The 21,259-nt window shown below is 72.5% G+C and carries 18 protein-coding genes; 11 read left to right on the top strand and 7 right to left on the bottom strand.

Translation table 11 applies throughout. The annotated features are described in order from the left end of the window. The first annotated feature begins 376 nt into the window (after window positions 1-376). The 6 genes from ACFYRX_RS03415 (at window position 377) to sucD (ending at window position 8,096) form a co-directional block, all read left to right on the top strand. Window positions 377-3,013 carry a DUF5682 family protein gene (locus ACFYRX_RS03415; protein ID WP_389096184.1) on the top strand — a complete coding sequence of 879 codons (2,637 nt, stop codon included), beginning with the start codon at window positions 377-379 and terminating at the stop codon, window positions 3,011-3,013. After that, on the top strand, window positions 3,010-4,197 hold the full coding sequence (locus tag ACFYRX_RS03410) for a vWA domain-containing protein (protein WP_389096183.1): 1,188 nt from the start codon (window positions 3,010-3,012) through the stop codon (window positions 4,195-4,197). Before ACFYRX_RS03415 ends, ACFYRX_RS03410 begins: the two co-directional genes overlap by 4 nt. Window positions 4,198-4,475: 278 nt before the next feature. Beyond that, window positions 4,476-5,312: a hypothetical protein gene (locus ACFYRX_RS03405; protein ID WP_389096181.1), complete on the top strand. Its 837-nt coding sequence runs from the start codon at window positions 4,476-4,478 to the stop codon at window positions 5,310-5,312. 46 nt (window positions 5,313-5,358) lie between these two features. After that, on the top strand, window positions 5,359-5,502 hold the full coding sequence (locus ACFYRX_RS03400; RefSeq protein ID WP_389096180.1) for a hypothetical protein: 144 nt from the start codon (window positions 5,359-5,361) through the stop codon (window positions 5,500-5,502). A 508-nt stretch (window positions 5,503-6,010) separates the two neighbouring features. Next, window positions 6,011-7,189, top strand: a complete 1,179-nt coding sequence (sucC, locus tag ACFYRX_RS03395; RefSeq protein WP_389096179.1) for an ADP-forming succinate--CoA ligase subunit beta — start codon at window positions 6,011-6,013, stop codon at window positions 7,187-7,189. 22 nt (window positions 7,190-7,211) lie between these two features. Beyond that, the gene (sucD, locus tag ACFYRX_RS03390; protein ID WP_389096177.1) at window positions 7,212-8,096 is read left to right on the top strand and encodes a succinate--CoA ligase subunit alpha; all 885 of its coding nucleotides are present in this window, start codon (window positions 7,212-7,214) and stop codon (window positions 8,094-8,096) included. A 197-nt stretch (window positions 8,097-8,293) separates the two neighbouring features. Here the strand turns inward: sucD and ACFYRX_RS03385 are convergent, their stop codons facing one another. Continuing rightward, window positions 8,294-9,142, bottom strand: a complete 849-nt coding sequence (locus ACFYRX_RS03385; RefSeq protein ID WP_389096175.1) for a sigma factor-like helix-turn-helix DNA-binding protein — start codon at window positions 9,140-9,142, stop codon at window positions 8,294-8,296. A gap of 96 nt (window positions 9,143-9,238) precedes the next feature. On the opposite strand from ACFYRX_RS03385, the gene ACFYRX_RS03380 reads away from it, so the two are divergent. Beyond that, the gene (locus ACFYRX_RS03380) at window positions 9,239-10,858 is read left to right on the top strand and encodes a DUF6350 family protein (RefSeq protein WP_389096173.1); all 1,620 of its coding nucleotides are present in this window, start codon (window positions 9,239-9,241) and stop codon (window positions 10,856-10,858) included. Window positions 10,859-10,879: 21 nt separating this feature from the next. Here the strand turns inward: ACFYRX_RS03380 and ACFYRX_RS03375 are convergent, their stop codons facing one another. After that, on the bottom strand, window positions 10,880-11,683 hold the full coding sequence (locus ACFYRX_RS03375) for a hypothetical protein (protein ID WP_389096171.1): 804 nt from the start codon (window positions 11,681-11,683) through the stop codon (window positions 10,880-10,882). A gap of 296 nt (window positions 11,684-11,979) precedes the next feature. Here ACFYRX_RS03375 and purN point away from each other — a divergent pair, with 296 nt between their 5' ends. Together purN and purH are read left to right on the top strand one after the other, a co-directional pair. Further along, on the top strand, window positions 11,980-12,627 hold the full coding sequence (gene purN / locus ACFYRX_RS03370) for a phosphoribosylglycinamide formyltransferase (RefSeq protein WP_389096170.1): 648 nt from the start codon (window positions 11,980-11,982) through the stop codon (window positions 12,625-12,627). Beyond that, entirely contained in the window at window positions 12,624-14,198 is a 1,575-nt protein-coding gene (gene purH, locus ACFYRX_RS03365) for a bifunctional phosphoribosylaminoimidazolecarboxamide formyltransferase/IMP cyclohydrolase (protein WP_389096168.1), read from the top strand. Before purN ends, purH begins: the two co-directional genes overlap by 4 nt. Window positions 14,199-14,227: 29 nt before the next feature. Here the strand turns inward: purH and ACFYRX_RS03360 are convergent, their stop codons facing one another. The 5 genes from ACFYRX_RS03360 to ACFYRX_RS03340 form a co-directional block, all read right to left on the bottom strand. After that, window positions 14,228-15,922: a protein kinase gene (locus tag ACFYRX_RS03360; protein WP_389096167.1), complete on the bottom strand. Its 1,695-nt coding sequence runs from the start codon at window positions 15,920-15,922 to the stop codon at window positions 14,228-14,230. Between the two features lie 259 nt (window positions 15,923-16,181). Further along, window positions 16,182-16,421, bottom strand: coding sequence for a hypothetical protein (locus ACFYRX_RS03355; RefSeq protein ID WP_389096165.1), 240 nt, complete (start codon window positions 16,419-16,421; stop codon window positions 16,182-16,184). Window positions 16,422-16,519: 98 nt separating this feature from the next. After that, window positions 16,520-18,058 (bottom strand): serine/threonine protein kinase, encoded by a 1,539-nt coding sequence (locus ACFYRX_RS03350; protein WP_389096163.1) that lies wholly within the window; start codon window positions 18,056-18,058, stop codon window positions 16,520-16,522. Next, entirely contained in the window at window positions 18,055-18,801 is a 747-nt protein-coding gene (locus ACFYRX_RS03345) for an FHA domain-containing protein (RefSeq protein ID WP_389096161.1), read from the bottom strand. Before ACFYRX_RS03345 ends, ACFYRX_RS03350 begins: the two co-directional genes overlap by 4 nt. 140 nt (window positions 18,802-18,941) lie before the next feature. After that, entirely contained in the window at window positions 18,942-19,598 is a 657-nt protein-coding gene (locus tag ACFYRX_RS03340) for an RDD family protein (protein ID WP_389096159.1), read from the bottom strand. 241 nt (window positions 19,599-19,839) lie between these two features. Here ACFYRX_RS03340 and ACFYRX_RS03335 point away from each other — a divergent pair, with 241 nt between their 5' ends. Both ACFYRX_RS03335 and ACFYRX_RS03330 read left to right on the top strand, forming a co-directional pair. Beyond that, window positions 19,840-20,694, top strand: a complete 855-nt coding sequence (locus ACFYRX_RS03335) for a bifunctional methylenetetrahydrofolate dehydrogenase/methenyltetrahydrofolate cyclohydrolase (RefSeq protein ID WP_389096157.1) — start codon at window positions 19,840-19,842, stop codon at window positions 20,692-20,694. A 127-nt stretch (window positions 20,695-20,821) separates the two neighbouring features. After that, window positions 20,822-21,247, top strand: a complete 426-nt coding sequence (locus ACFYRX_RS03330; protein WP_389096920.1) for a DUF3017 domain-containing protein — start codon at window positions 20,822-20,824, stop codon at window positions 21,245-21,247. Window positions 21,248-21,259: the final 12 nt, after the last annotated feature.

The following is a 21,259-nucleotide window of genomic DNA, read 5'->3' as shown; positions in this document are numbered from 1 at the left end:
CCCCGCGCCCCTGGGTGGGTGCTGTGAGAGGGCGTCAGGATGGACACGCGGGACGGTGTCAGGGAGTGCGGCCGTGTGTCGGTGGGCGGGTGCGGGTTGGTGGGGGCTGGTCGCGCAGTTCCCCGCGCCCCTGGGTGGGTGCTGTGAGAGGGCGTCAGGATGGACACGCGGGACGGTGTCAGGGAGTGCGGCCGTGTGTCGGTGGGCGGGTGCGGGTCGGTGGGGGCTGGTCGCGCAGTTCCCCGCGCCCCTGGGTGGGTGCCGTGAGAGGGCGCCGGGACGGGCACGCGGGATGGTGCCAGGGAGTGCGGGCGACGGGACCGGGACGGTCGGTGAGGGGTACTCCAGGTGGCGTCGGCGGGGAGGGGACTGAGCTATGGGCGTTGACGAGGTTGGCAGTGGAGGGTGTGGGAGCGAGGGGGTGACGGACATCGGTGGGGCGCGCGGTGCCGACGCACGGGGGAGCCGGGGGGCCGGTCCCGGGCCGTTGTTGCTCGGGGTCCGGCATCACGGGCCCGGGTCGGCGCGGGCCGTGCGCGCGGCGTTGGACGCGGCCTCGCCCCGGGTCGTGCTGATCGAGGGACCGCCCGAGGCCGACGCACTGATTCCGCTGGCCGCCGAGGAGGACATGCGGCCGCCGGTCGCCCTCCTCGCCCATGCCGTGGACGAGCCCGGCCGTTCGGCGTTCTGGCCGCTGGCCGAGTTCTCTCCGGAGTGGGTGGCGATCCGCTGGGCGCTGGAACACCGGGTCGCGGCGCGTTTCGTCGACCTGCCGGCCACGCACACGCTGGCCTGGGGGAGGGACGAGGAAGGCGAGGGTGCCCCGGACGCGCGAGGCGCCGACCCGTCGGGTGAGCACACCACTTCGACCGACGAGGACGCCGCTCACCGAGCCGTCCGCGTCGATCCGCTCGGTGTGCTCGCCGAGACCGCCGGCTACGACGATCCGGAGCGGTGGTGGGAGGACGTCGTGGAGCACCGGGGCGCCGGGGACAGGGACCCGTTCGAGCCGTTCACCGTGCTGGAGGAGGCGATGGGGGTGCTGCGGGAGACGTACGGGACCGGTGGGCACGACCGGGACCTCGTGCGGGAGGCGTACATGCGGCTCCAGGTACGGGCGGCGCAGCGGGAGTTCGGGGACGACGTGGCCGTGGTGTGCGGGGCCTGGCACGTGCCCGCACTGCGTCGGAAGAGCACCGTCGCCGCCGACAGGGCCCTGCTCAAGGGGCTTCCCAAGGTCAAGGCGGACTTGACGTGGGTGCCGTGGACGTACCGCAGACTGTCGCGGCACAGCGGCTACGGCGCGGGGATCGACTCGCCCGGCTGGTACGGGCATCTGTTCGGCGCCCCGGACCGCCCCGTCGAGCGGTGGCTGACCAAGGTGGCGGGACTGCTGCGGGCCGAGGACCGGATCGTGTCCTCGGCGCATGTGATCGAGGCCGTACGGCTGGCCGAGACCCTCGCGGCGATGCGCGGCCGGCCGCTCCCCGGCCTGAGCGAGACGACCGACGCGGTGCGGGCGGTCATGTGCGAGGGCTCGGACGTGCCGCTGGCGCTGGTGCACGACCGGCTCGTAGTGGGTGACGTCCTGGGAGAGGTGCCGCAGGCGGCCCCCGCGGTGCCGTTGCAGCGGGACCTCGACCGGATCCAGCGGCGGTTGCGGCTCAAACCGGAGGCGCTGGAGCGGGAGTTGGAGCTCGACCTGCGCAAGGAGAACGACGCCGAGCGCAGCAGGCTGCTGCACCGGCTGCGGCTGCTGGGCGTGGCGTGGGGTGAGCCGGCGCTCTCGCGAGGGAGCACGGGCACGTTCCGGGAGACATGGCGGCTGCGGTGGGAGCCGGAACTGTCCGTGCGGGTCGCCGAGGCGGGAGTGTGGGGCACGACCGTGCTGGCCGCCGCGACGGCCAAGGCGGAGACGGACGCCGTCGCCGCGCCGGGCCTCGCCGACGTCACCGCCCTCGCCGAGCGCTGTCTGCTGGCCGAACTCCCGGGCGCCCTCCCGACGGTGATGCAGATCCTCGCCGACCGCGCCGCGCTCGACACGGACGTCGGTCACCTCGCCCAGGCGCTGCCGGCGCTCGTCCGCTCCCTCCGGTACGGCGATGTGCGCGGCACCGACACCGGGGCACTGGCGGAGGTCGCCGCGGGCCTCGCCGAACGGGTCTTCGTCGGTCTGCCCCCGGCCTGCGCCGCACTCGACGCGGAGGCGGCGGAGGAGATGCGGCGCCATGTGGACGCGGTGCACGGCGCGGTGGGACTGCTGGGTGAGACGGCGGCACGGGGGCGGGAAGGCGACGGGAGTGCCCCGCCCGCCGGCATACCGGGACGGGACAGCCAGGACGACCCCACGGCCGTACCGGTGCAGGGTGTCCCGAACGTCACTGTTGTGCCGGTGGTGGACGGTGGGGGACTGCGGGGCCGCTGGTTCGCGGTGCTCAGGGTGCTTTCCGGGCGGGACACCGTGCCCGGTGTGGTGCGGGGGCGGGCTGTGCGGCTGCTTCTGGACGACGGGGAACTGGCGCAGGACGAGGTGGCTCGGCTCATGGGGCTCGTGCTGTCTCCGGGGACGCCGCCGGGGGACGCGGCCGCCTGGATCGAGGGCTTCGTCGGGGGCGGCTCCGGCGGCGGGATGCTACTGGTGCACGACGAGCGGCTGCTCGGCCTGGTCGACGCCTGGCTCAGCGGGGTGTCGGCGGAGGCGTTCACGGATGTGCTGCCTCTGCTGCGGCGCACGTTCTCGGCGTACGAGCCGGGAGTGCGCCGGACTCTGGGCGAGCTGGTCCGGCGGGGCCCGGGGCGCGGGGGGAGCGCGGCGGGGACCGCTTCCGGGATACCGGGCTTCGCAGCCGACCTCGACATCGGCCGCGCGGACGCCGTGCTGCCAGTGATGCGTCTGCTGCTCGGCCCCGACGACGACCACGACGACTACGGCAGCCATGGCGGCTATCGCGGCGGCCAGGGCGGCGACTTGGCGAACGCCGACGACAACGACCTTGCGGGGGTGGCGGGATGACGACCGAAGTACCGCGGGCGGCGAGCGGCGGGGGCGACCCGGCCGACGAGCGGTTGCGACGCTGGCGGCTCGTGCTCGGCGGGGAGTCGGCCGACGGGACCGGGCGCACGCTGAGTGGGCAGGACGCCGCGATGGACGGGGCGCTGAGCGCGCTCTACGGCAGGGGGGACGGGAAGGGGCAGGCGGGCAGGGACCGTTCGGCCGGGCTCGGGGCGTCGGCACCGTCCGTGGCGCGGTGGCTGGGAGACATCCGGACGTACTTTCCGTCCTCCGTCGTCCAGGTCATGCAGCGGGACGCGATCGACCGCCTCGGGCTGTCCACACTGCTCCTCGAGCCGGAGATGCTGGAGGCGGTGGAGGCCGACGTGCACCTCGTCGGCACGCTGCTGTCGCTCAACAAGGCGATGCCGGAGACGACGAAGGAGACGGCACGGGCCGTCGTGCGCAAGGTCGTCCAGGACCTGGAGAAGCGGCTCGCCACCCGCACCCGGGCCACGCTCACCGGAGCACTGGACCGCAGTGCACGGATCAACAGGCCGCGCCACCATGACATCGACTGGAACCGCACGATCTCGGCCAACCTCAAGCACTATCTGCCGGAGTACCGGACGATCGTGCCGGAGCGGCTGGTCGGGTACGGCCGGGCCTCGAGGTCGGTGAAGAAGGAGGTCGTTCTCTGCATCGACCAGTCGGGGTCCATGGCGGCGTCCGTCGTCTACGCGTCCGTGTTCGGGGCGGTGCTGGCGTCCATGCGGTCGATCGACACACGGCTGGTCGTCTTCGACACGGCGGTCGTCGACCTCACCGACCAGCTCGACGACCCCGTGGACGTGCTGTTCGGGACGCAGCTCGGCGGCGGCACGGACATCAACCGGGCGCTGGCGTACTGCCAGTCGCAGATCACCCGGCCCGCGGAGACGGTGATGGTGCTGATCAGCGACCTCTACGAGGGCGGGATACGCAACGAGATGCTCAAGCGGGTCGCGGCGATGAAGGCGTCGGGGGTGCAGTTCGTGACGCTGCTCGCGCTGTCGGACGAGGGGGCGCCCGCCTACGACCGGGAACACGCGACCGCGCTCGCCGCGCTGGGCGCACCCGCCTTCGCCTGCACGCCCGACCTGTTCCCGGAGGTGATGGCGGCGGCCATCGAGAAGCGGCCGCTCCCGATACCGGACACGGTGTGAACCCGGGGTGTCCGTTGGTGATTTGTCGACCCGGTGACCTGCGACGCCGGTCGGCAAAACGGACATGACCACGCATCGGTAACAGGGGGCTTGCGCAACCGCGGGCGCACCGTGCGAGGATCGACGCCTCCACAGTCTTCACGTTTCCGTTCCGTTCTTCCCCCTTTCCTTTCGCTTCCCTTTCGTTTCCCTTTCGCTTGGTTTCGTCGCATGGAAGGCCCCGCCCTCTCTTGACCTTGTCAGCAGCCTTTCCCGGTGCCGCTGTGCGCGTGTTGCGCGTGGCGGCAGTGCGGCGCGCGCTGCAAGTGGCACTGCTGGTGGGCGGGTTGTTCGTACTCGGCTTCCTCTGCGGGGAGAAGGCGCAGGCGGCGGACGGTCTCGGGGCGCCGGTCGAGACGATCACGGCGAATGCAGAGGCAGGGGCAGGGGCGGGCACCGACCTGACAACGGGCGGCGTTCTCAAGGCGGTTGCCCCACACCTCAGCACGCCCGAGGTCGTGCGGCCGGTCGGTGATCTGGTCGGGACGGTGACCACGGGGCTGGCCGAGGCGGTCGACATACCGTTGCCGGCCTCGCTGCCGGACCTCGCGGAGTTGCCGGCACTGCCGACGCTGCCGTCGTTCCCGCAGACCCCGTCGTGGCCGACCCCGCCCGCGGTGCCCGCGGTGCCCGCTCTTCCGACAGTGCCGAACCTGCCGGGGGCCCCGGCCCAGACCCTGCCCGCACGGACGCCGATCGCCTCGGCACCGCGGCCGGGCGGTCACGCGGTGGCGACGCCGGCCGACGACGAGGGCTCTGCGGGCAGCGGTGCCGTGTACGGGCCGAGGTTTGCCGACCGGAACACCGTGGCCGAGGCCGTCGCACACACCTCCGCCCACCGCACCACCTCGTCCGCCGCCGCCCCTGCCCCCGCACACCGGACGCCCTCCGACACACCGCGCGGTGCCCTGGGCGCCAAGTCGGCGGTGGACAACGGCTCGTCGCGGCACGGCGACGCACATGCCATCACCCTCGACCACCGGGCGCCGCTGCGGCTCGTACCCGGTGCCGCCGTCGGCGTCGACGCGGCCGGAACCCGGGACAGGCACCGGGACATCCCCGTCTTCCCCGGCTAGGGCGCGCTTTTCCCGCTGCTGACCTGCGGACGGCTCTCGGAGCCTCATGGCTCCACATGTCCCCAGGCCTCTCCAGGACCCCGAGATCCAGGGATCTGACGCACCCATGAACAAGGACATCCCCGCCGCCGTCACCCGACCGGTCCATCCGGTCGCCGGCGACGTCACCACGCCGACGTACGGCGTCTGACCTCCCCACCGCCACGGGCATCCCGCGGCGGCCAACCGACTCCGTGAGGCGAAGGGCCCCGGACGGCCGAATGCCGTCGGTCTGTCCTGCCGGAACCTCACGGTCGGGGCGAAGAGGTCCCCATTGGGGTGGGGATCGACCGCCCCAGGCCCCCTCGCCGGGGCTGTTCAAGGGCCTCACCGGGAAACCCCACCCGGTGAGGCCCTTCCCTACGGCCTCCGCAGGCCTCCGCAGGCCCCCACGCGGACCGCGCCCCCTCACCCTCCGCCCCTCACATACGGCACGCCGTGCCAGTGAGCGCGGCATCATGTGACAGGTATCACCGCTCAGGTGTGACCCTCGATTTAGGGGCCTCCCGCAAGCAGCGATAACCTGCGAGACGGACATGCCGCGCGCTCGGACACCGTGTGCGCCTCCCTTGTGACAGACACGGTCGGACGTCACGTTGCCCTCGCGGCACGCCCACGCAGACAACGAACCGCGAGATCACTGATAGGGACGGAAGCGCGTGGACCTGTTCGAGTACCAGGCGAGGGACCTCTTCGCCAAGCACGATGTACCGGTGCTGGCCGGTGAAGTCATCGACACGCCTGAGGCGGCCCGCGCAGCCACCGAGCGCCTCGGTGGCAAGTCCGTCGTCAAGGCCCAGGTGAAGGTCGGCGGCCGCGGCAAGGCCGGCGGCGTCAAGCTCGCCGCCTCGACCGACGAGGCCGTCGAGCACGCCACCAACATCCTCGGCATGGACATCAAGGGCCACACGGTCCACAAGGTGATGATCGCCGAGACGGCCCCGGAGATCCTGGAGGAGTACTACGTCTCCTTCCTCCTGGACCGCGCCAACCGCACCTTCCTCTCCATCGCGTCCGTCGAGGGCGGCATGGAGATCGAGGAGGTGGCGGAGACCCGCCCCGAGGCCGTCGCCAAGACGCCGATCGACGCCAACGTGGGCGTGACCCCCGAGGTCGCCCGCCAGATCGTCGAGGCCGCGAAGTTCCCGGCCGAGGTGGCCGACAAGGTCGCGAACGTCCTGGTCACCCTGTGGAAGACCTTCGTCGAGGAGGACGCCCTCCTGGTCGAGGTCAACCCGCTGGCCAAGGTCGCCTCCGGCGAGGTCATCGCCCTCGACGGCAAGGTCTCCCTCGACGAGAACGCCGAGTTCCGTCAGCCGGACCACGAGGCCCTCCAGGACAAGGACTCCGCGAACCCGCTGGAGGCCGCCGCCAAGGAGAAGAACCTCAACTACGTCAAGCTCGACGGCGAGGTCGGCATCATCGGCAACGGCGCGGGTCTCGTCATGAGCACCCTGGACGTCGTCGCGTACGCCGGTGAGAACCACGGTGGCGTGAAGCCGGCCAACTTCCTCGACATCGGCGGCGGCGCGTCCGCGGCCGTGATGGCGAACGGCCTGGAGATCATCCTGGGCGACCCCGACGTCAAGTCGGTCTTCGTCAACGTCTTCGGTGGCATCACCGCGTGCGACGAGGTCGCCAACGGCATCGTGCAGGCGCTGCAGCTGCTCGCGGACAAGGGCGAGGAAGTCACCAAGCCCCTCGTCGTCCGCCTCGACGGCAACAACGCCGAGCTGGGTCGCAAGATCCTCTCCGACGCCAACCACCCGCTGGTGCAGCGCGTGGACACCATGGACGGCGCGGCCGACAAGGCCGCCGAGCTCGCGGCTGCGAAGTAAGGGAAGAGGGACAGACACAGCCATGGCTATCTTCCTCACCAAGGACAGCAAGGTCATCGTCCAGGGCATGACCGGCTCCACGGGCATGAAGCACACCAAGCTCATGCTCGCCGACGGCACGAACATCGTCGGTGGCGTGAACCCGCGCAAGGCGGGCACGTCCGTGGACATCGACGGCACCGACATCCCGGTGTTCGGCTCGGTCGCCGAGGCCATCGAGAAGACGGGTGCGAACGTATCCGTCCTCTTCGTACCGCCGGCCTTCGCCAAGGCCGCCGTGGTCGAGGCGATCGACGCCGAGATCCCCCTCGCGGTCGTCATCACCGAGGGCATCGCGGTCCACGACTCGGCCGCGTTCTACGCGTACGCCGGGTCCAAGGGCAACAAGACCCGGATCATCGGCCCGAACTGCCCCGGTCTCATCACCCCGGGCCAGTCGAACGCCGGCATCATCCCGGGCGACATCACCAAGCCGGGCCGTATCGGCCTGGTGTCGAAGTCCGGCACGCTGACGTACCAGATGATGTACGAGCTGCGTGACATCGGCTTCTCCTCCGCCGTCGGCATCGGTGGTGACCCGATCATCGGCACCACGCACATCGACGCGCTCGCCGCGTTCGAGGCCGACCCCGACACCGACCTGATCGTGATGATCGGTGAGATCGGTGGCGACGCCGAGGAGCGGGCCGCGGCCTTCATCGCGAAGAACGTGACCAAGCCGGTCGTCGGCTACGTCGCGGGCTTCACCGCGCCCGAGGGCAAGACCATGGGCCACGCCGGTGCCATCGTCTCCGGCTCCTCCGGCACGGCCGCCGCGAAGAAGGAGGCCCTCGAGGCCGCGGGCGTCAAGGTCGGCAAGACGCCGACCGAGACGGCCAAGCTCGCGCGCGAGATCCTGGCCGGCTGAAGTACCTAGCCGCATGTCTGTGGGCCCGTTTCCCGGGTAGGGGGGCGGGCCCACAGGCACGTCGTCTGCCGGGTGCGGGTGCGTCGTGGCTTGTCGCGCAGTTCCCCGCGCCCCTGGATGGGTGCAGTCGAAGCATGCCCAGCTGTACCGACCCAGGGGCGCGGGGAACTGCGCGACTAGCCCCCACCGGCCCGCGCTCAACGACCTACCGGTACCAGTTTCTCCGGACCGCTCAGCATCGACTCCCGCAGCTTCTCGCGAAGCGAGACCTCCGCGTCGGACAGCGAACCCTGCGCCACCCGTGCCGGCACTCCCTGCACCTCCGCCCCCGGCGCGACCGGCGGTTCGTAGTGCGTCGGAGCCGTCCGCAGCGTGAGCGCCGTCGTGCCGATCAGGGCCACCGTGACCGCGATGGCGGCACGCGTCCAGAAACGAGCCCGGCGTTCACTGCCCGTCCGCACCGTGCGCGGTGTCGCCGCCCGCAGCAGCCGCTCCGTGGAGGCCAGTTCTGCCAGTCGCCGGTGCAGTTCAGCGGGGTCGGACAGCTCCGGCAGCCGGGTCGCGACCGACTCGCGGGCGCGCAGCAGCCGGCCGGCCGTCGCCGGGGTGCTCGCCTCCGTCTCGGCCGCCGTCTCCGGGAGATCGAGGCCGACACCGTCGTACAGCAGGAGCGTGCGGCGCTGCGGCGGCGGGAGTTTCAGGAGTACGGCCATCAGCGCGCGGTCGGAGGGATCGGCGACGGGCGCCTCCGGTTGCCGGTGGCGGGGGCGGAGGCGTTGCCAGGGGGAGAGCGCGAACTCGTACGCCGCCGCCCGTACCCAGCCCGCCGGGTCACGGTCCACCGCTACCTCGGGCCAGCGCTCCCAGGCGAGTTGGAAGGCCCGTTCGACCGACTCGCGGGCGAGTCCGCGGCGGCCGGTGAGCAGATACGCCTGCCGGACGAGGGCGGGGGAGCAGAACGCGTACAGCGCGTCGAAGGCCTGAGCGGGCGTCAGGCGCGTCCCGTCGGTGACACCGACCTCCTCCGCGACCTGATCCTGCGTCACAGGACGCCCCTCCGTGCGAAAAAGTACATAGTCGTATATTGAGCGACACTTCGGTGGTTCGCCTGTTACGACGAGAAAGCGCGTGTCGTTGGGAGCATGGCGGTCGTGACCCAGATGACCGCTCGCCGCACGTCGTTGTCGCCCCTGCTCGTCCGGTTGCGTGACCGGACTCCCGGCCTGGCCGCCGGCCTCCTGGGTGGTGCGGTGGCCGCCGGGCTGGGGCTCGGTTCGTTCGCCGTGCTCGTGATCGTGCTGTGGATCAGTTCGCCGTACCCCGACAGCGGTCCGGGCGGCGCGCTGCACGTGGCCGCGGCCCTGTGGCTGCTGGCGCACGGCGCCGAACTGGTCCGCGCGGACACGCTCTCCGGTGTTCCGGCGCCCGTCGGCCTCACCCCCCTGCTGCTGCTCGCGCTGCCGTCGTGGCTGGTGCACCGGGCGGCGCGGGACGCGGCCGGCGGGGACGAGGAGCTGCCCCTGGTGCCGGCGCGGACGGCGTGGGCCGGGGTCGTGATCGGGTACCTCGCCGTCGGCGCGGCCGCCGCCCTGTACGCGTCCGGCGGGATGCTGCGGCCCTCCTGGCCGTGGACCTGCGTGTGCCTGCCGGCCCTCGTCATGGCTGGGGCCGGGGCCGGGGTGTGGACGGCGTACGGCCGCCCCTCCGAGGCGGTGGACGCCGTACTGGTGCTGCTGCCCGCGGGAGCACGCCGGCTCGTCCTCGGGCCGGAGGCGAGAGCGCGGCTCGGTGCCGCGGCGCGGTCCGCGGGGGCCGGGGCGGCGGTGCTCGTCGGGGGCGGCGCGGTGCTGCTGGGGGTCTCGCTGGTGGTGCACGGTGGGGCCACGCGCGGGTCGTTCCTCCAGCTGACGGAGGGGTGGTCGGGCCGGTTCGCCGTACTGCTCCTCTGTCTGGCGCTGGTGCCGAACGCGGCGGTATGGGCGGTGGGCTACTCCGCCGGCCCCGGGTTCGTCCTCGGCGCCGGGCACGTCGTGGCACCGCTGTCGTCGGATCCCGCGCCGCTGTTGCCGCCGTTCCCGTTGCTGGCGGCGGTGCCGCAGGCGGGGATCGGAGGGCCGGCGCACTGGGCGGCCGGGGTGGTACCGGTGCTGGCCGGGGTGGTGGCGGGCTGGTTCGCGGGGCAGGCCGGGAGCGCGGGCGGGGAAGGCGCTGCCTGGTCGCGGGGGCGGACGGCGGGTACCGCGTGGTGGGCGGCGGTGCTGTGCGCGACGGGGGCCGCCGTGCTGGCCGCGTCGGCGGGAGGGCCGCTGGGGGTGGGCGCGCTGGCCCGGTTCGGACCGGTGTGGTGGCAGGTGGGCGGGGCGGTGCTGGCATGGCTCGCGGGGGTGGGAGTGCCGGTCGCCCTGGGGGTGCGGGCCTGGCGCTGCCGGACCCGGGGCGGGGTGCGGAACCGGCTCCCGCGACGGAAGAAGGCGGCCGCGCCCGGAACCGGCACGGCGAAGACGCCCGTCCCCCAGGACACCCTCTCCGGCAACCCGGACACCACCCACGACCAGGACGACGCCCACGACCGGAACAACGCCTTCGACCAGGACGACGCCTACGAGCCGTACGACTTCCTGCCCATCACGCCCTCGGCGGGGACGGAGCCCTCGCCGGCGCCCTGGTACGACGACGTGTCACGCGAGAACCGCTGGGCGGCGCTGAAGGAGGCGTCCACGCCACTGGAAGAGCCCGTCCACAAGCCCACGGCCACCGACTGAGCCGCCGACGGCGGCCCTGTGTCAGCTGTCCATGCCGGGCAGGTTGCGCAGTCCCTTCGGGAGCAGGTCCGAGCAGGACTGCTGCGCCGCGTTGGTGAGGGCGTCGCTCCGGCAGGTGTAGTAGTCGCTGTACACGAGCTGCATGATGAAACCGCTGGCCACCAGGACGATGGCCAGGGAGGCCGTGACCAGGCCGCTCACCGCCGCCGTGGTCTGGGGGCGGGCCGACTGGGGCGGGGCCGGGGTGTCGGGGTCGGCGGCCGGGGGCTTGGCGCGCAGGGCGCTGATGGCCCAGTACAGGGCCGGAGCGCCCAGCAGCAGGGCCACGTACGGCCAGCCGAACAGAGCGAAGAAGAAGGCCCACATACCGCAGAGCAGTGCGTAGCGGGCGTGACGCTGGGCGGGGTCCGTCGGATCCCAGCGCTGGCTCGGACCCGCGTTGCCCTGGCTTTCCGGACCGCCGCCGGGACCGGCGCCCGGGCGCTCGCCGAAGCCGCCGCCGGACCGGCCCGGCTGGCGGTCACTCCACTGACTGCCCCACGGGGTGTAGCCGCCGTTTCCGCCGCCCTGACCGCCGTCCGAGCCGTCCGAGCCCTCGGGGCGCCGCGGCTGCCACGGGCGGTCCGGGGTGCCCTCGGGCGGCGGGGCGAAGGGGTTGTCCTCGTCGGCCGTACCGCCCAGGCCGTCGCCGTTCTTCTTGCCGGAAGGCTCCGAGGGTGCGTCCGGCGGCGAGGCGGGCTGCTCCCGCAGCAGCATGCCGCTGCGCTCCCCTCCCTGCACCGACTGCTGGGGGAGCGTGAGGAGTCGCAGGCTGCGGTCCGACATCAAGTGAGCGTCTTCCCCTTGAAGGATGTGACTTGCATGGCTACGCGCATCGAACGGGAACGGTTCGACCGGCCCGCCGACGCGGGCCGTCATCCCGTGAACGCAGCGCACGCCACCCGCGTTCCCGGACCGGTCCCTCCCAGACGCTACCTTCCGGCCACGCCCCCGTCCCGTGGGGGCCTTCCGGTGTGCCGGTATCGTTGCTGACGTTCGGCCGCTTCGTAGACTTCCCCGTATCCCGGGGCCCGAAGCATTCGTACGACCCTACAAACGCTCCCCCGAGAAAGGGCCCCGCCGTGGCCGCCAAGCCCGTGGCCGAGCAGGCCGAGCCGGTCAAGCGACTGGTCGTGCTGGTCTCCGGATCCGGTACGAACCTCCAGGCGCTCCTTGACGGCATCGCGACGACCGGGCCCGAGGCGTACGGCGCCGAGATCGTCGCCGTCGGCGCCGACCGCGACAACATCGAGGGGCTCGCGCGGGCCGAGCGGGCCGGGCTGCCGACCTTCGTGTGCAGGGTGAAGGACCACGGCAGCCGCGAGGAGTGGGACACCGCCCTCACCGAGGCCGTCTCCGCCCACGAACCCGACCTCGTGGTGTCCGCCGGGTTCATGAAGATCGTGGGCAAGGAGTTCCTCGCGCGCTTCGGCGGGCGGTTCGTGAACACCCACCCCGCGCTGCTGCCCAGTTTTCCGGGGGCCCACGGAGTGCGCGACGCGCTCGCGTACGGAGCCAGGGTCACCGGCTGCACCGTCCACTTCGTCGACGACGGCGTCGACACCGGTCCGATCATCGCCCAGGGCGTGGTGGAGATCCGGGACGAGGACGACGAGAGCGCTCTGCACGAGCGCATCAAGGAAGTCGAGCGAAGACTGCTCGTCGAGGTCGTGGGGCGGCTCGCCCGCAACGGCTATCGCATTGAGGGACGAAAGGTAGTTATCCAGTGACCGCCGAGAGCATCGAGAACGGCAAGCGGGCCATCCGTCGCGCGCTCGTCAGCGTCTACGACAAGACCGGCCTCGAAGAGCTCGCCCGCGGGCTGCACGAAGCCGGCGTCGAACTCGTCTCCACCGGGTCCACCGCGGGCCGTATCGCCGCCGCCGGTGTCCCCGTCACCAAGGTCGAGGAGCTCACCGGCTTCCCCGAGTGCCTGGACGGCCGGGTCAAGACCCTGCACCCGCGGGTGCACGCCGGGATCCTCGCCGACCTGCGCCTCGAAAGCCACCGTGAGCAGCTCGCGGAGCTGGGTGTCGAGCCGTTCGACCTCGTCGTCGTCAACCTCTACCCCTTCCGCGAGACCGTCGCCTCCGGTGCCGCCCCCGACGAGTGCGTCGAGCAGATCGACATCGGCGGCCCGTCCATGGTGCGTGCCGCCGCCAAGAACCACCCGTCGGTCGCCGTGGTCACCAGCCCCGCCCGGTACGCGGACGTCCTCGCCGCGGTCAAGGACGGCGGCTTCGACCTCGCCGTCCGCAAGCGGCTCGCCGCCGAGGCCTTCCGGCACACCGCCGAGTACGACATCGCGGTGTCGAGCTGGTTCGCGAGCGCCTACGCCCCCGCCGACGAGTCTCCCTTCCCCGAGTTCATCGCCGCGGCCCTGGAGCGCAAGAGCACCCTGCGCTACGGCGAGAACCCGCACCAGCCCGCCGCGCTCTACGTCGACGGCACGGGTGTCGGTCTCGCCGAGGCCGAGCAGCTGCACGGCAAGGAGATGTCGTACAACAACTACACGGACACGGACGCCGCCCGCCGTGCCGCGTACGACCACGCCGAGCCGGCCGTCGCGATCATCAAGCACGCCAACCCCTGCGGTATCGCGGTGGGTTCGGACGTCGCCGAGGCACACCGCAAGGCACACGCGTGTGACCCGCTGTCGGCGTTCGGCGGGGTCATCGCCGTCAACCGGCCCGTCAGCAAGGAGATGGCCGAGCAGGTCGCCGAGATCTTCACCGAGGTCATCGTCGCGCCCGACTACGAGGACGGCGCCCTCGAAGCCCTCGCCAGGAAGAAGAACATCCGCGTCCTGAAGGCCCCGGCCGCGCCCGCGCACCCCGCCGAGGTCAAGCCCATCGACGGCGGCGCGCTCCTCCAGGTCACCGACCGCCTCCAGGCCGAGGGCGACGACCCGGCGAACTGGACCCTGGCGACCGGCGAGGCGCTGAGCGCGGACGAGCTCGGCGACCTGGCCTTCGCCTGGCGGGCCTGCCGGGCCGTCAAGTCCAACGCCATCCTCCTCGCCAAGGACGGCGCCTCGGTGGGCGTCGGCATGGGGCAGGTCAACCGGGTCGACTCCGCGAAGCTGGCCGTCGAGCGTGCCGGTGCCGAGCGCGCGCAGGGCTCGTACGCCGCGTCGGACGCCTTCTTCCCGTTCCCGGACGGTCTGGAGGTCCTCCTGGAGGCCGGTGTGAAGGCCGTTGTCCAGCCCGGCGGTTCGGTCCGCGACGAACTCGTCGTCGAGGCCGCGAAGAAGGCGGGCGTCACCATGTACTTCACGGGGACGCGGCACTTCTTCCACTGACGGAACCGGAAACACCGACCTGGGCGGCGCTACGTGGAACTGCGTAGCGCCGCCCAGGTGTTGGGCCCCACCTGGCCGTCCACCTCGAGCCCCTTGGCGCTCTGGAACTGCTTGACCGCGGACTGGGTGTCCTTGCCGAACTCGCCGTCCACGCCCGAACCGCCCACGCTGTAGCCGCGCTTGGTCAGCATGCACTGCACCTGGACGACCCGCTGGCCCTTGTCGCCGTAGTCGGTGAGTTCGGTGCCGGAGTAGTAGGTGCAGCCGGAGATCCAGGCGGGGGTGGCCGGGGGCGCCGCGGTCTTGGTGACCGTGGCGGTGGGGGTGGGAGCGGTGCTGCTGCCTGTACCTGTTCCCGTACCCGTGTTCGCGCCCGTGCTGCCGCCGGCGTGGGTGGCGGTCGCGGACGGAGTGCTCCCGGGCTCGCTGCCGCTTCCCCGGCCGGTGTCCTTCTCGCCCGCGTCCTTCTTCTTGCCGTCGCCCTTGCCGTCGTCCTTGCCGGAGGGCGAGGCGGAGACGCTGGGCCGGGGAGAGGCGGATGCGGCGGCGCTGCTGCTGCCTACGGACGTCGGGGCGGCGGCGGCCGGGGAGTCGAGGCCCGGCCGGGTGAGCAGGAAGGCCCCGACGGCCACGGCCCCGACGGCGATGCCGGCGACGGCGGCCAGCAAGGGCCTCCTCCGCCTGCCGTTCCCGGCGCCCGCCGGGGCGGGAACAGGTGCGATCACCGGCTCCATGGGCGTGCGGGATTCGCCGCTCCGCCGCACGGACACACCCTCCAGCACCGCGCACCCCTGCTGCCGGTCCAGGAGCCGGGAGGCCAGTGGTTCCTGCCAGTGGGCGGCGCGGTCGTGCCCGGCGGCCGTGGCGGCGTCGGTCAGCTGCCGAGGGGCGGGCCGTCGGGCAGGGTCCTTGTCGAGGCAGGCGGCCAGCAGGGTGGCCAACGCGGGGTCCATGTCCGCGAGTTCGGCCATGACCTCGGCATCGGGGGCCTCGAAGGCGACCCGGTGCATGACGTCCACGCCGGTCCCGTCACCGAAGGGGGCGTGCCCGGTGGCGGCGTGGACGAGGGTGCAGCCGAGGGAGAAGACGTCGGAGACGGCGTCGCAGCGGCCCTCGCGCAGATACTCGGGCGCCATGTACGCGGGCGTGCCGACCCGGTTGCCGGTCGTGGTGATCGCGCTGCTGTCGGCGGCGCGTGAGATGCCGAAGTCGATGACGTGCGCGCCCCGCGGAGACAGGATCACGTTGGACGGCTTGAGATCCCGGTGCACCACCCCGGCGGCGGTCAGCGCCGACAGCGCCTCACCGAGTTCCGCCACCAGCCGCCACACCCCGGCCGGTTCCAACGGCCCGCACTCGCGGACGGCGTCGCCGAGGCCGAGGCCGGGCAGGTACTCGGTGGCCATCCACAGCAGCGTGTCGTCGAATCCGGTGCCGATCAGGTGCGGTGCGCGCGGTGTCCGGACCCGCCCGTGCACGGCGGCCTCCCGCTCGAACCGCCGCCGGAAGTCCGGACCTTCGGCGTACTCGGGCCGGATCACCTTCACGGCGGCGAGGCCCGGGCTGTCGTCGGCGTGCCGGGCCAGGTAGACCCGCCCCATGCCGCCGCTGCCGAGCAGCCCGAGCGGGACGTACGGTCCGATCCGCCCGGGATCGGCGGGCAGCAGCGGGGCCGCACCCACCTGCCGTAGCGCGGTGTCACCGACCGCCGATATGTCGTTCACGGCCCCCGACCTGCCTCTTCGTTCACAACGTGCTCTCACGTCACGTCAGTTGACGGGGAGAGGCTATCGCCCGGTGCGGGGGAGCGGTCGGAATACGGCGGTACCGGGGTGCGGAACCCGGCCCTGCACCTCGTACCGATCACGGCGTGGATCATCACCGGAATCAGCCACTTCGCGCGGCTTGTTGTCGCCGGCCCGGGCGGGCGCGGTCTCCGGCCCTCCCCCGAAAGGGCCGGAGACCGCGCGTTCGTGGGCCGGGTCAGGTGACCCGGGTGCCGTCGGGCCGGACGCCGGTGACGCGGGTGCCGTCCGGGGTGGAGAGGTCCCGGTCGGCCGGTGCCGCCCAGTCCCGGTTGCCGTCCGCGACGGCGGTCACGCGGGTGCCGGCCGGTGCGGCGCCCTCCCGTGAGTCGGGTGCGGCCGCGGTCGCCGCGGTGGCGGAGCCGGCGACCAGTGCCCCGGCCGCGAGCAGCAGTGCGGCGGGCTTGGTGATGTTCACGTCGATACCCCCAGGTGGATCTCGGTGGTGCCGCCGAAGCGGTGTGTCCACCACCGTCCCCGGCCGGCCCGCGCGGGGGTACCTGAGAGGTCTCAGGGTCACTTCGCGCCGGGCGGCGTGTACTCCTTGAGGTGTCGCGCGATCCGGGTCGCGTAGTCGTGGTTCTTCGCGGGCACCCCGCCCGCCTCGTTCACCTTCTGGTACGACGTCCGGTAGGCGGCGGCGATCAGCACCCGCCGGTCGCCCCGCAGACCGGCGTCCAGGCGGGGCGCGATCCAGCACAGGTAACGGCCCATCGCGGGGATGGACTCGGCGGGCGGGAAGGGCGGGGCGGGGACGGTGTCCGCGGGCGTGCCGTCCGCGTTCATCCAGAACCGCAGTACCCGCGGGGTCCAACGGGCGATGCCGTACTCGTCGTTGACCGGATCCGAGAGGTCCGGGTCGAAGTCGCTCTCCGTCTTGAGCATGGCGGCGATCAGGGCCGGGGTGACGTCCTGCTGGGCGCAGTCGTGCGCCGACTCGACGATCAGCACTCGCAACGCGGCCGGGACACCTTGGTCCGTACGGAGTTCGGCGGCGCCGTAGGCCGCGGGCGAGACCGTCGCCGTACCGGAGGCGGCACGGCCGTCGTCGCCGGAGCCGGAGGTCCAGGCGCTGATGCCGTACCCGAGGCCGGCCACCGCGGCGGTGGCGAGCAGGGCCGCCGCGACCGTCGTACGGCGGGGGCGGCCCGGGAAGAGGGGGCGGGGCGAGCGGGCGGTCCCGGCGGCGGTCTCGACGCGGCGCAGCAGGGGCTCGACACTGACGCGTTCGGCGTGTGTGCGGGTGAGGCAGTCGCGGATGATCTCCCGCCAGTCGTCGGGGAGTTCGGGGGACAGCCGCAGGTCGTCGGTGCCGCGGGCGTAGGCGGCGGCCGCGTCCCTGCGGGCCGTCGGGGTGCCGCCGGGCAGCGGGAAGCTGCCGGTGAGGACCAGGTGGGCGAGGACGCCGAAGGCCCAGATGTCGGCGGAGGGGCGGATCCGGCGGCCGCGTTCGCCGATCTCCGCCCACAGGAGTTCCGGCGGGGTGTAGTCGGGTGTGGAGAAGGCGGGTGTGTAGGCGTGGGTGCCCTCCAGCTCCGCGGCCATGTTGAAGTCGGCGAGCCGGGCCGAACCGTCCGGCATCACAAGCACGTTGGCGGGTTTCAGGTCGCCGTGCACCCAGTGCGCGCGGTGCAGCTGGGCCAGTCCCTCGCAGATCTGGGCTAGCAGGGCGGGGCCGGCCGGCGGACGGGGCACGGTGGACAGCAGAGCCGACAGGGAGGTCTGCGCCCTCTCCAGTACGAGGACGGTGGCGCCGTCCAGCTCCGGGCGCTCCGGGTCGTCGACGACGAGGGTGTCGTACATCCGGATCAGCCGGGGGCGTCTGAGCCGGCGGTACAACGCCACCTCGCGCTCGACCAGTTCGCGCAGGTGGGTCAGCTGGCGGGGGGTCCCGGTGCCCGTCGGCAGGAACTTCAGGGCGGCCACGGCGGGCTCGCCGTCCCGCCGGCGCCCCTCGTACACGCTCCCGAAGGCACCGGTGGCGATCGGCTCGCGCACCTCCCAGCCGCCGACCCGGTAGCCCCGGGGGACCGGCACGGCGTACGGCTCGGTCACCGGGCCACCCCGCCGGGTCCCGTCAGCACCGTCAGGTCCTCCTCGCGGACCAGGTCGAAGCGGAGCGCGAGGGAGACCAGGGACTCCTTCTTGCCGTTCAGCCGGGGGCCCGGGTCGGCCTTGTCCGGGCCCGGTTTGAGGCGCAGCTTCACCGCCAGGTAGTCGATGTTCCACTGCACGGAAGTGCGGGACGCGGCAGCCCAGTTGGGGCGCAGCCGCTCGACCACCTGGTCCACGGTGGGCAGCGGGGCGTGCGGTTCGCCGCGCAGCCGGGGTTCGCAGAGGGCGGCCAGGACCGCGAAGTACCGCTTGGAGCGGTCGACGGAGAAGGCGGGCGCGGTGGCCGTCCCCTCGATGTCGCCGGCGTCGCGCAGGTAGTCGTGGCGCGGCGCCCACACGTCGATGGCGATCAGGTCGCCCGAGGCCGGCAGCACGATCCGCGAGAACTCGAAGGGGACCGGCGCCTCCAGGCGCCCCGGCCCGACCTTGATGTGCTCGCCCGCGCCCTCCGGGTTCTCCACGACGTACGTCTGGCGCCCGGACAGGTTGCTCAGTGCCCAGAACGCGCCCTGCGCGGTGATCTCGCCGGCTCTGCGGGACACCCCCTCATGGGGGATGCGCACCGCGCAGGCGGTGCCGCGTCCGAAGGTCAGCCGCTCGCCGGGGGCGAGCCGCACCTGGGTGGGCGTACTCCGGTTCCGGTCCTCCGTGGTCGGCGGAGGTACCACGATGATGCTGTACACGGCTCGTCTCCCCGTCCCCGCTTTTCTAGGAGCCAGGGTGGGTGACGCCCCGGGGCCGTGTCACGACGTGACACGGCCCCGGGGAAAGTATGGCGAGAAGGCGACGTGGCGATCCGCCGTCAATTGTGGTGAAGCGGCGCTCAGTTCGTCCGGATGACGATGGACGAGCAGACCTTGTCGGCGAAGGTCTGACGCTTGGCGTCCCAGGCCGGCCACAGCCAGCCGAGGTAGCAGGCGATGCTGTCCAGGAAGTGCGCGAGACGGCGGACGAAGGCCATGCCGACACCGAGGGGCTGCCCGTCGCTCTCCCGCACCAGCCGGATGCCGAGCGCCTTCTTGCCGAGCGTCTGGCCGTTCTTGCCCTCGATGATCAGCTGGTAGATCGCGAGACCCAACAGCGCGATGCCGCCGATCGCCACCAGGGCCCCGTTTTCGGCGTTGCTGCCGACGATGACGAGGATGTACGGGACCGCGAAGACGAGCCCGTCGACCAGGGTGCCGAGGAAGCGCTGGCCCCAGTTCGCGTACGGGGGCTGCGCCCCGTAGCCGGGCTGCTGCGGGTAGCCGTACGCCGAGGCCGGGACCTGCGGCGCCTGCGGGTAGCCGTAACCGGGCTGCTGCGGGTAGCCCTGCTGCGGCGGCACACCCTGCGGGGCCTGCTGCGGGTAGCCGTAACCGGGCTGCTGGGGCTGCGGCTGCTGCGGCTGCTGGGGGTAGCCGTAGCCGGGCTGCTGCTGGGGCTGCTGGTTGGGGTCCTGCGGCTGTCCGTAAGGGTTGTTGGGCGAGCCGAAACTCATGGTGATCCTCCGTCGACCGAGCTGGGGACAAAATGCGGACTGCGCGGAGGAACGTCATGGTCTGAGCGGTTTGCCCCCGAACACCCACCGCGACACTGCGCCACACATCGTTCTAGGGCGGTGTGTTGTTGTCCAGCGGCATTCCATATGTGTTGTGCAAGTGCAACCTGGCCGATCTTGGACAGGGCTCCGGTGGCACCCGGATTGGAACCGGGACCGGTTCATCCGCGAGGATGGGGACATGACCGCCCAGATTCTCGATGGCAAGGCCACCGCAGCCGCGATCAAGTCCGATCTGACCGCCCGCGTGGCGGCGCTGAAGGAGAAGGGCGTCACGCCCGGCCTCGGCACGATCCTCGTCGGGAGCGACCCCGGCAGCCAGAAGTACGTCGCCGGCAAGCACCGCGACTGCGCGGAGGTCGGCATCGCCTCCATCCAGCGCGAACTGCCGGAAACGGCCACGCAGGAGGAGATCGAGGCCGTCGTCCGCGAGCTGAACGACGACCCGGCGTGCACCGGTTACATCGTCCAGCTGCCGCTGCCCAAGGGCATCGACGAGAACCGCATCCTGGAGCTCATGGACCCGGACAAGGACGCGGACGGGCTGCACCCGATGAACCTCGGCCGTCTCGTCCTGAACGAGCCCGCGCCGCTGCCCTGCACCCCCAACGGTGTCCTCACCCTGCTCCGTCGCTACGGCGTCGAGATCAAGGGCGCCGAGGTCGTGGTCGTCGGCCGTGGCGTGACCATCGGCCGCCCGATGCCCCTGCTGCTCACGCGGCGCAGCGAGAACGCGACCGTGACCCAGTGCCACACCGGCACCCGTGACCTGTCCTCGCACCTCAAGCGCGCCGACATCATCGTCGCCGCCGCCGGTTCCGCCCACCTGATCCGCCCCGAGGACGTGAAGCCGGGCGCCGCAGTCCTCGACGTCGGCGTCTCCCGCAACGCCGAGGGCAAGATCGTCGGCGACGTCCACCCCGGCGTCGCCGAGGTGGCCGGTTTCGTCTCCCCGAACCCCGGCGGCGTCGGCCCGATGACCCGCGCCCAGCTGCTCGTCAACGTGGTCGAGGCGGCGGAGCGCAGTGTCGGCTGACGTGAGCGGGTCCCGGGAACCGGGTACGGAGGCGGCCGAGGCGGCCGGGGCCGAGGAGCCCCAGGAGCCAGGCGTCGGCGAGGAGCAGGATCCCGAGGGGCAGGCCGAGCTCGTCGTACGGGACGCGATCAGCGCGCCCGACGTCGACGGGCGGCCGCGCCGGGCGACCCGGCGCTTTCCGCTGTTCACCCGGGACACCGCGCGGCCCGAGGGCGGCGGCCGGGCCGCACCGCGGGACGCGCCGGCACCCGCCCGGCAGTGGCCGATCCTCGCCGTGCTCGCCGCGGTCGGAGTCGGCCTGCTGCTCACCGCCCTGGACCAGTTCCGCGTCGGCACCCTCCTCATCGGCGTCGCCCTGCTCGCCGGTGCCGTGCTGCGCTGGCTGCTGCCGGACGTCGGCATGCTCGCCGTGCGCTCCCGCTTCACCGACATCGCCACCTACGGCGGGCTCGGCACCGCGATCGTCCTGCTGGCGATGATGGTGCAGCCGAACCCGTGGCTGGTGATCCCCTTCCTCAAGGACACCCTGCACTTCACGGTCAGCAGCAACTGAACTGCCGGGTAC

Origin of the sequence: Streptomyces sp. NPDC005374 (assembly GCF_042872225.1) — a bacterium.
GTDB lineage: Bacteria > Actinomycetota > Actinomycetes > Streptomycetales > Streptomycetaceae > Streptomyces.
This window is presented reverse-complemented; position numbering and strand designations above follow the sequence as displayed.

Bases quoted from the DNA above. Each gene is read 5' to 3' on its own strand.
- ACFYRX_RS03340 (WP_389096159.1), bottom strand. From the start codon at position 19,598: ATGAGTTTCGGCTCGCCCAACAACCCTTACGGACAGCCGCAGGACCCC.
- ACFYRX_RS03410 (WP_389096183.1), top strand. From the start codon at position 3,010: ATGACGACCGAAGTACCGCGGGCGGCGAGCGGCGGGGGCGACCCGGCC.
- sucD (WP_389096177.1), top strand. From the start codon at position 7,212: ATGGCTATCTTCCTCACCAAGGACAGCAAGGTCATCGTCCAGGGCATG.
- ACFYRX_RS03400 (WP_389096180.1), top strand. From the start codon at position 5,359: ATGGCTCCACATGTCCCCAGGCCTCTCCAGGACCCCGAGATCCAGGGA.
- ACFYRX_RS03335 (WP_389096157.1), top strand. From the start codon at position 19,840: ATGACCGCCCAGATTCTCGATGGCAAGGCCACCGCAGCCGCGATCAAG.
- ACFYRX_RS03415 (WP_389096184.1), top strand. From the start codon at position 377: ATGGGCGTTGACGAGGTTGGCAGTGGAGGGTGTGGGAGCGAGGGGGTG.
- ACFYRX_RS03380 (WP_389096173.1), top strand. From the start codon at position 9,239: ATGGCGGTCGTGACCCAGATGACCGCTCGCCGCACGTCGTTGTCGCCC.
- ACFYRX_RS03375 (WP_389096171.1), bottom strand. From the start codon at position 11,683: ATGTCGGACCGCAGCCTGCGACTCCTCACGCTCCCCCAGCAGTCGGTG.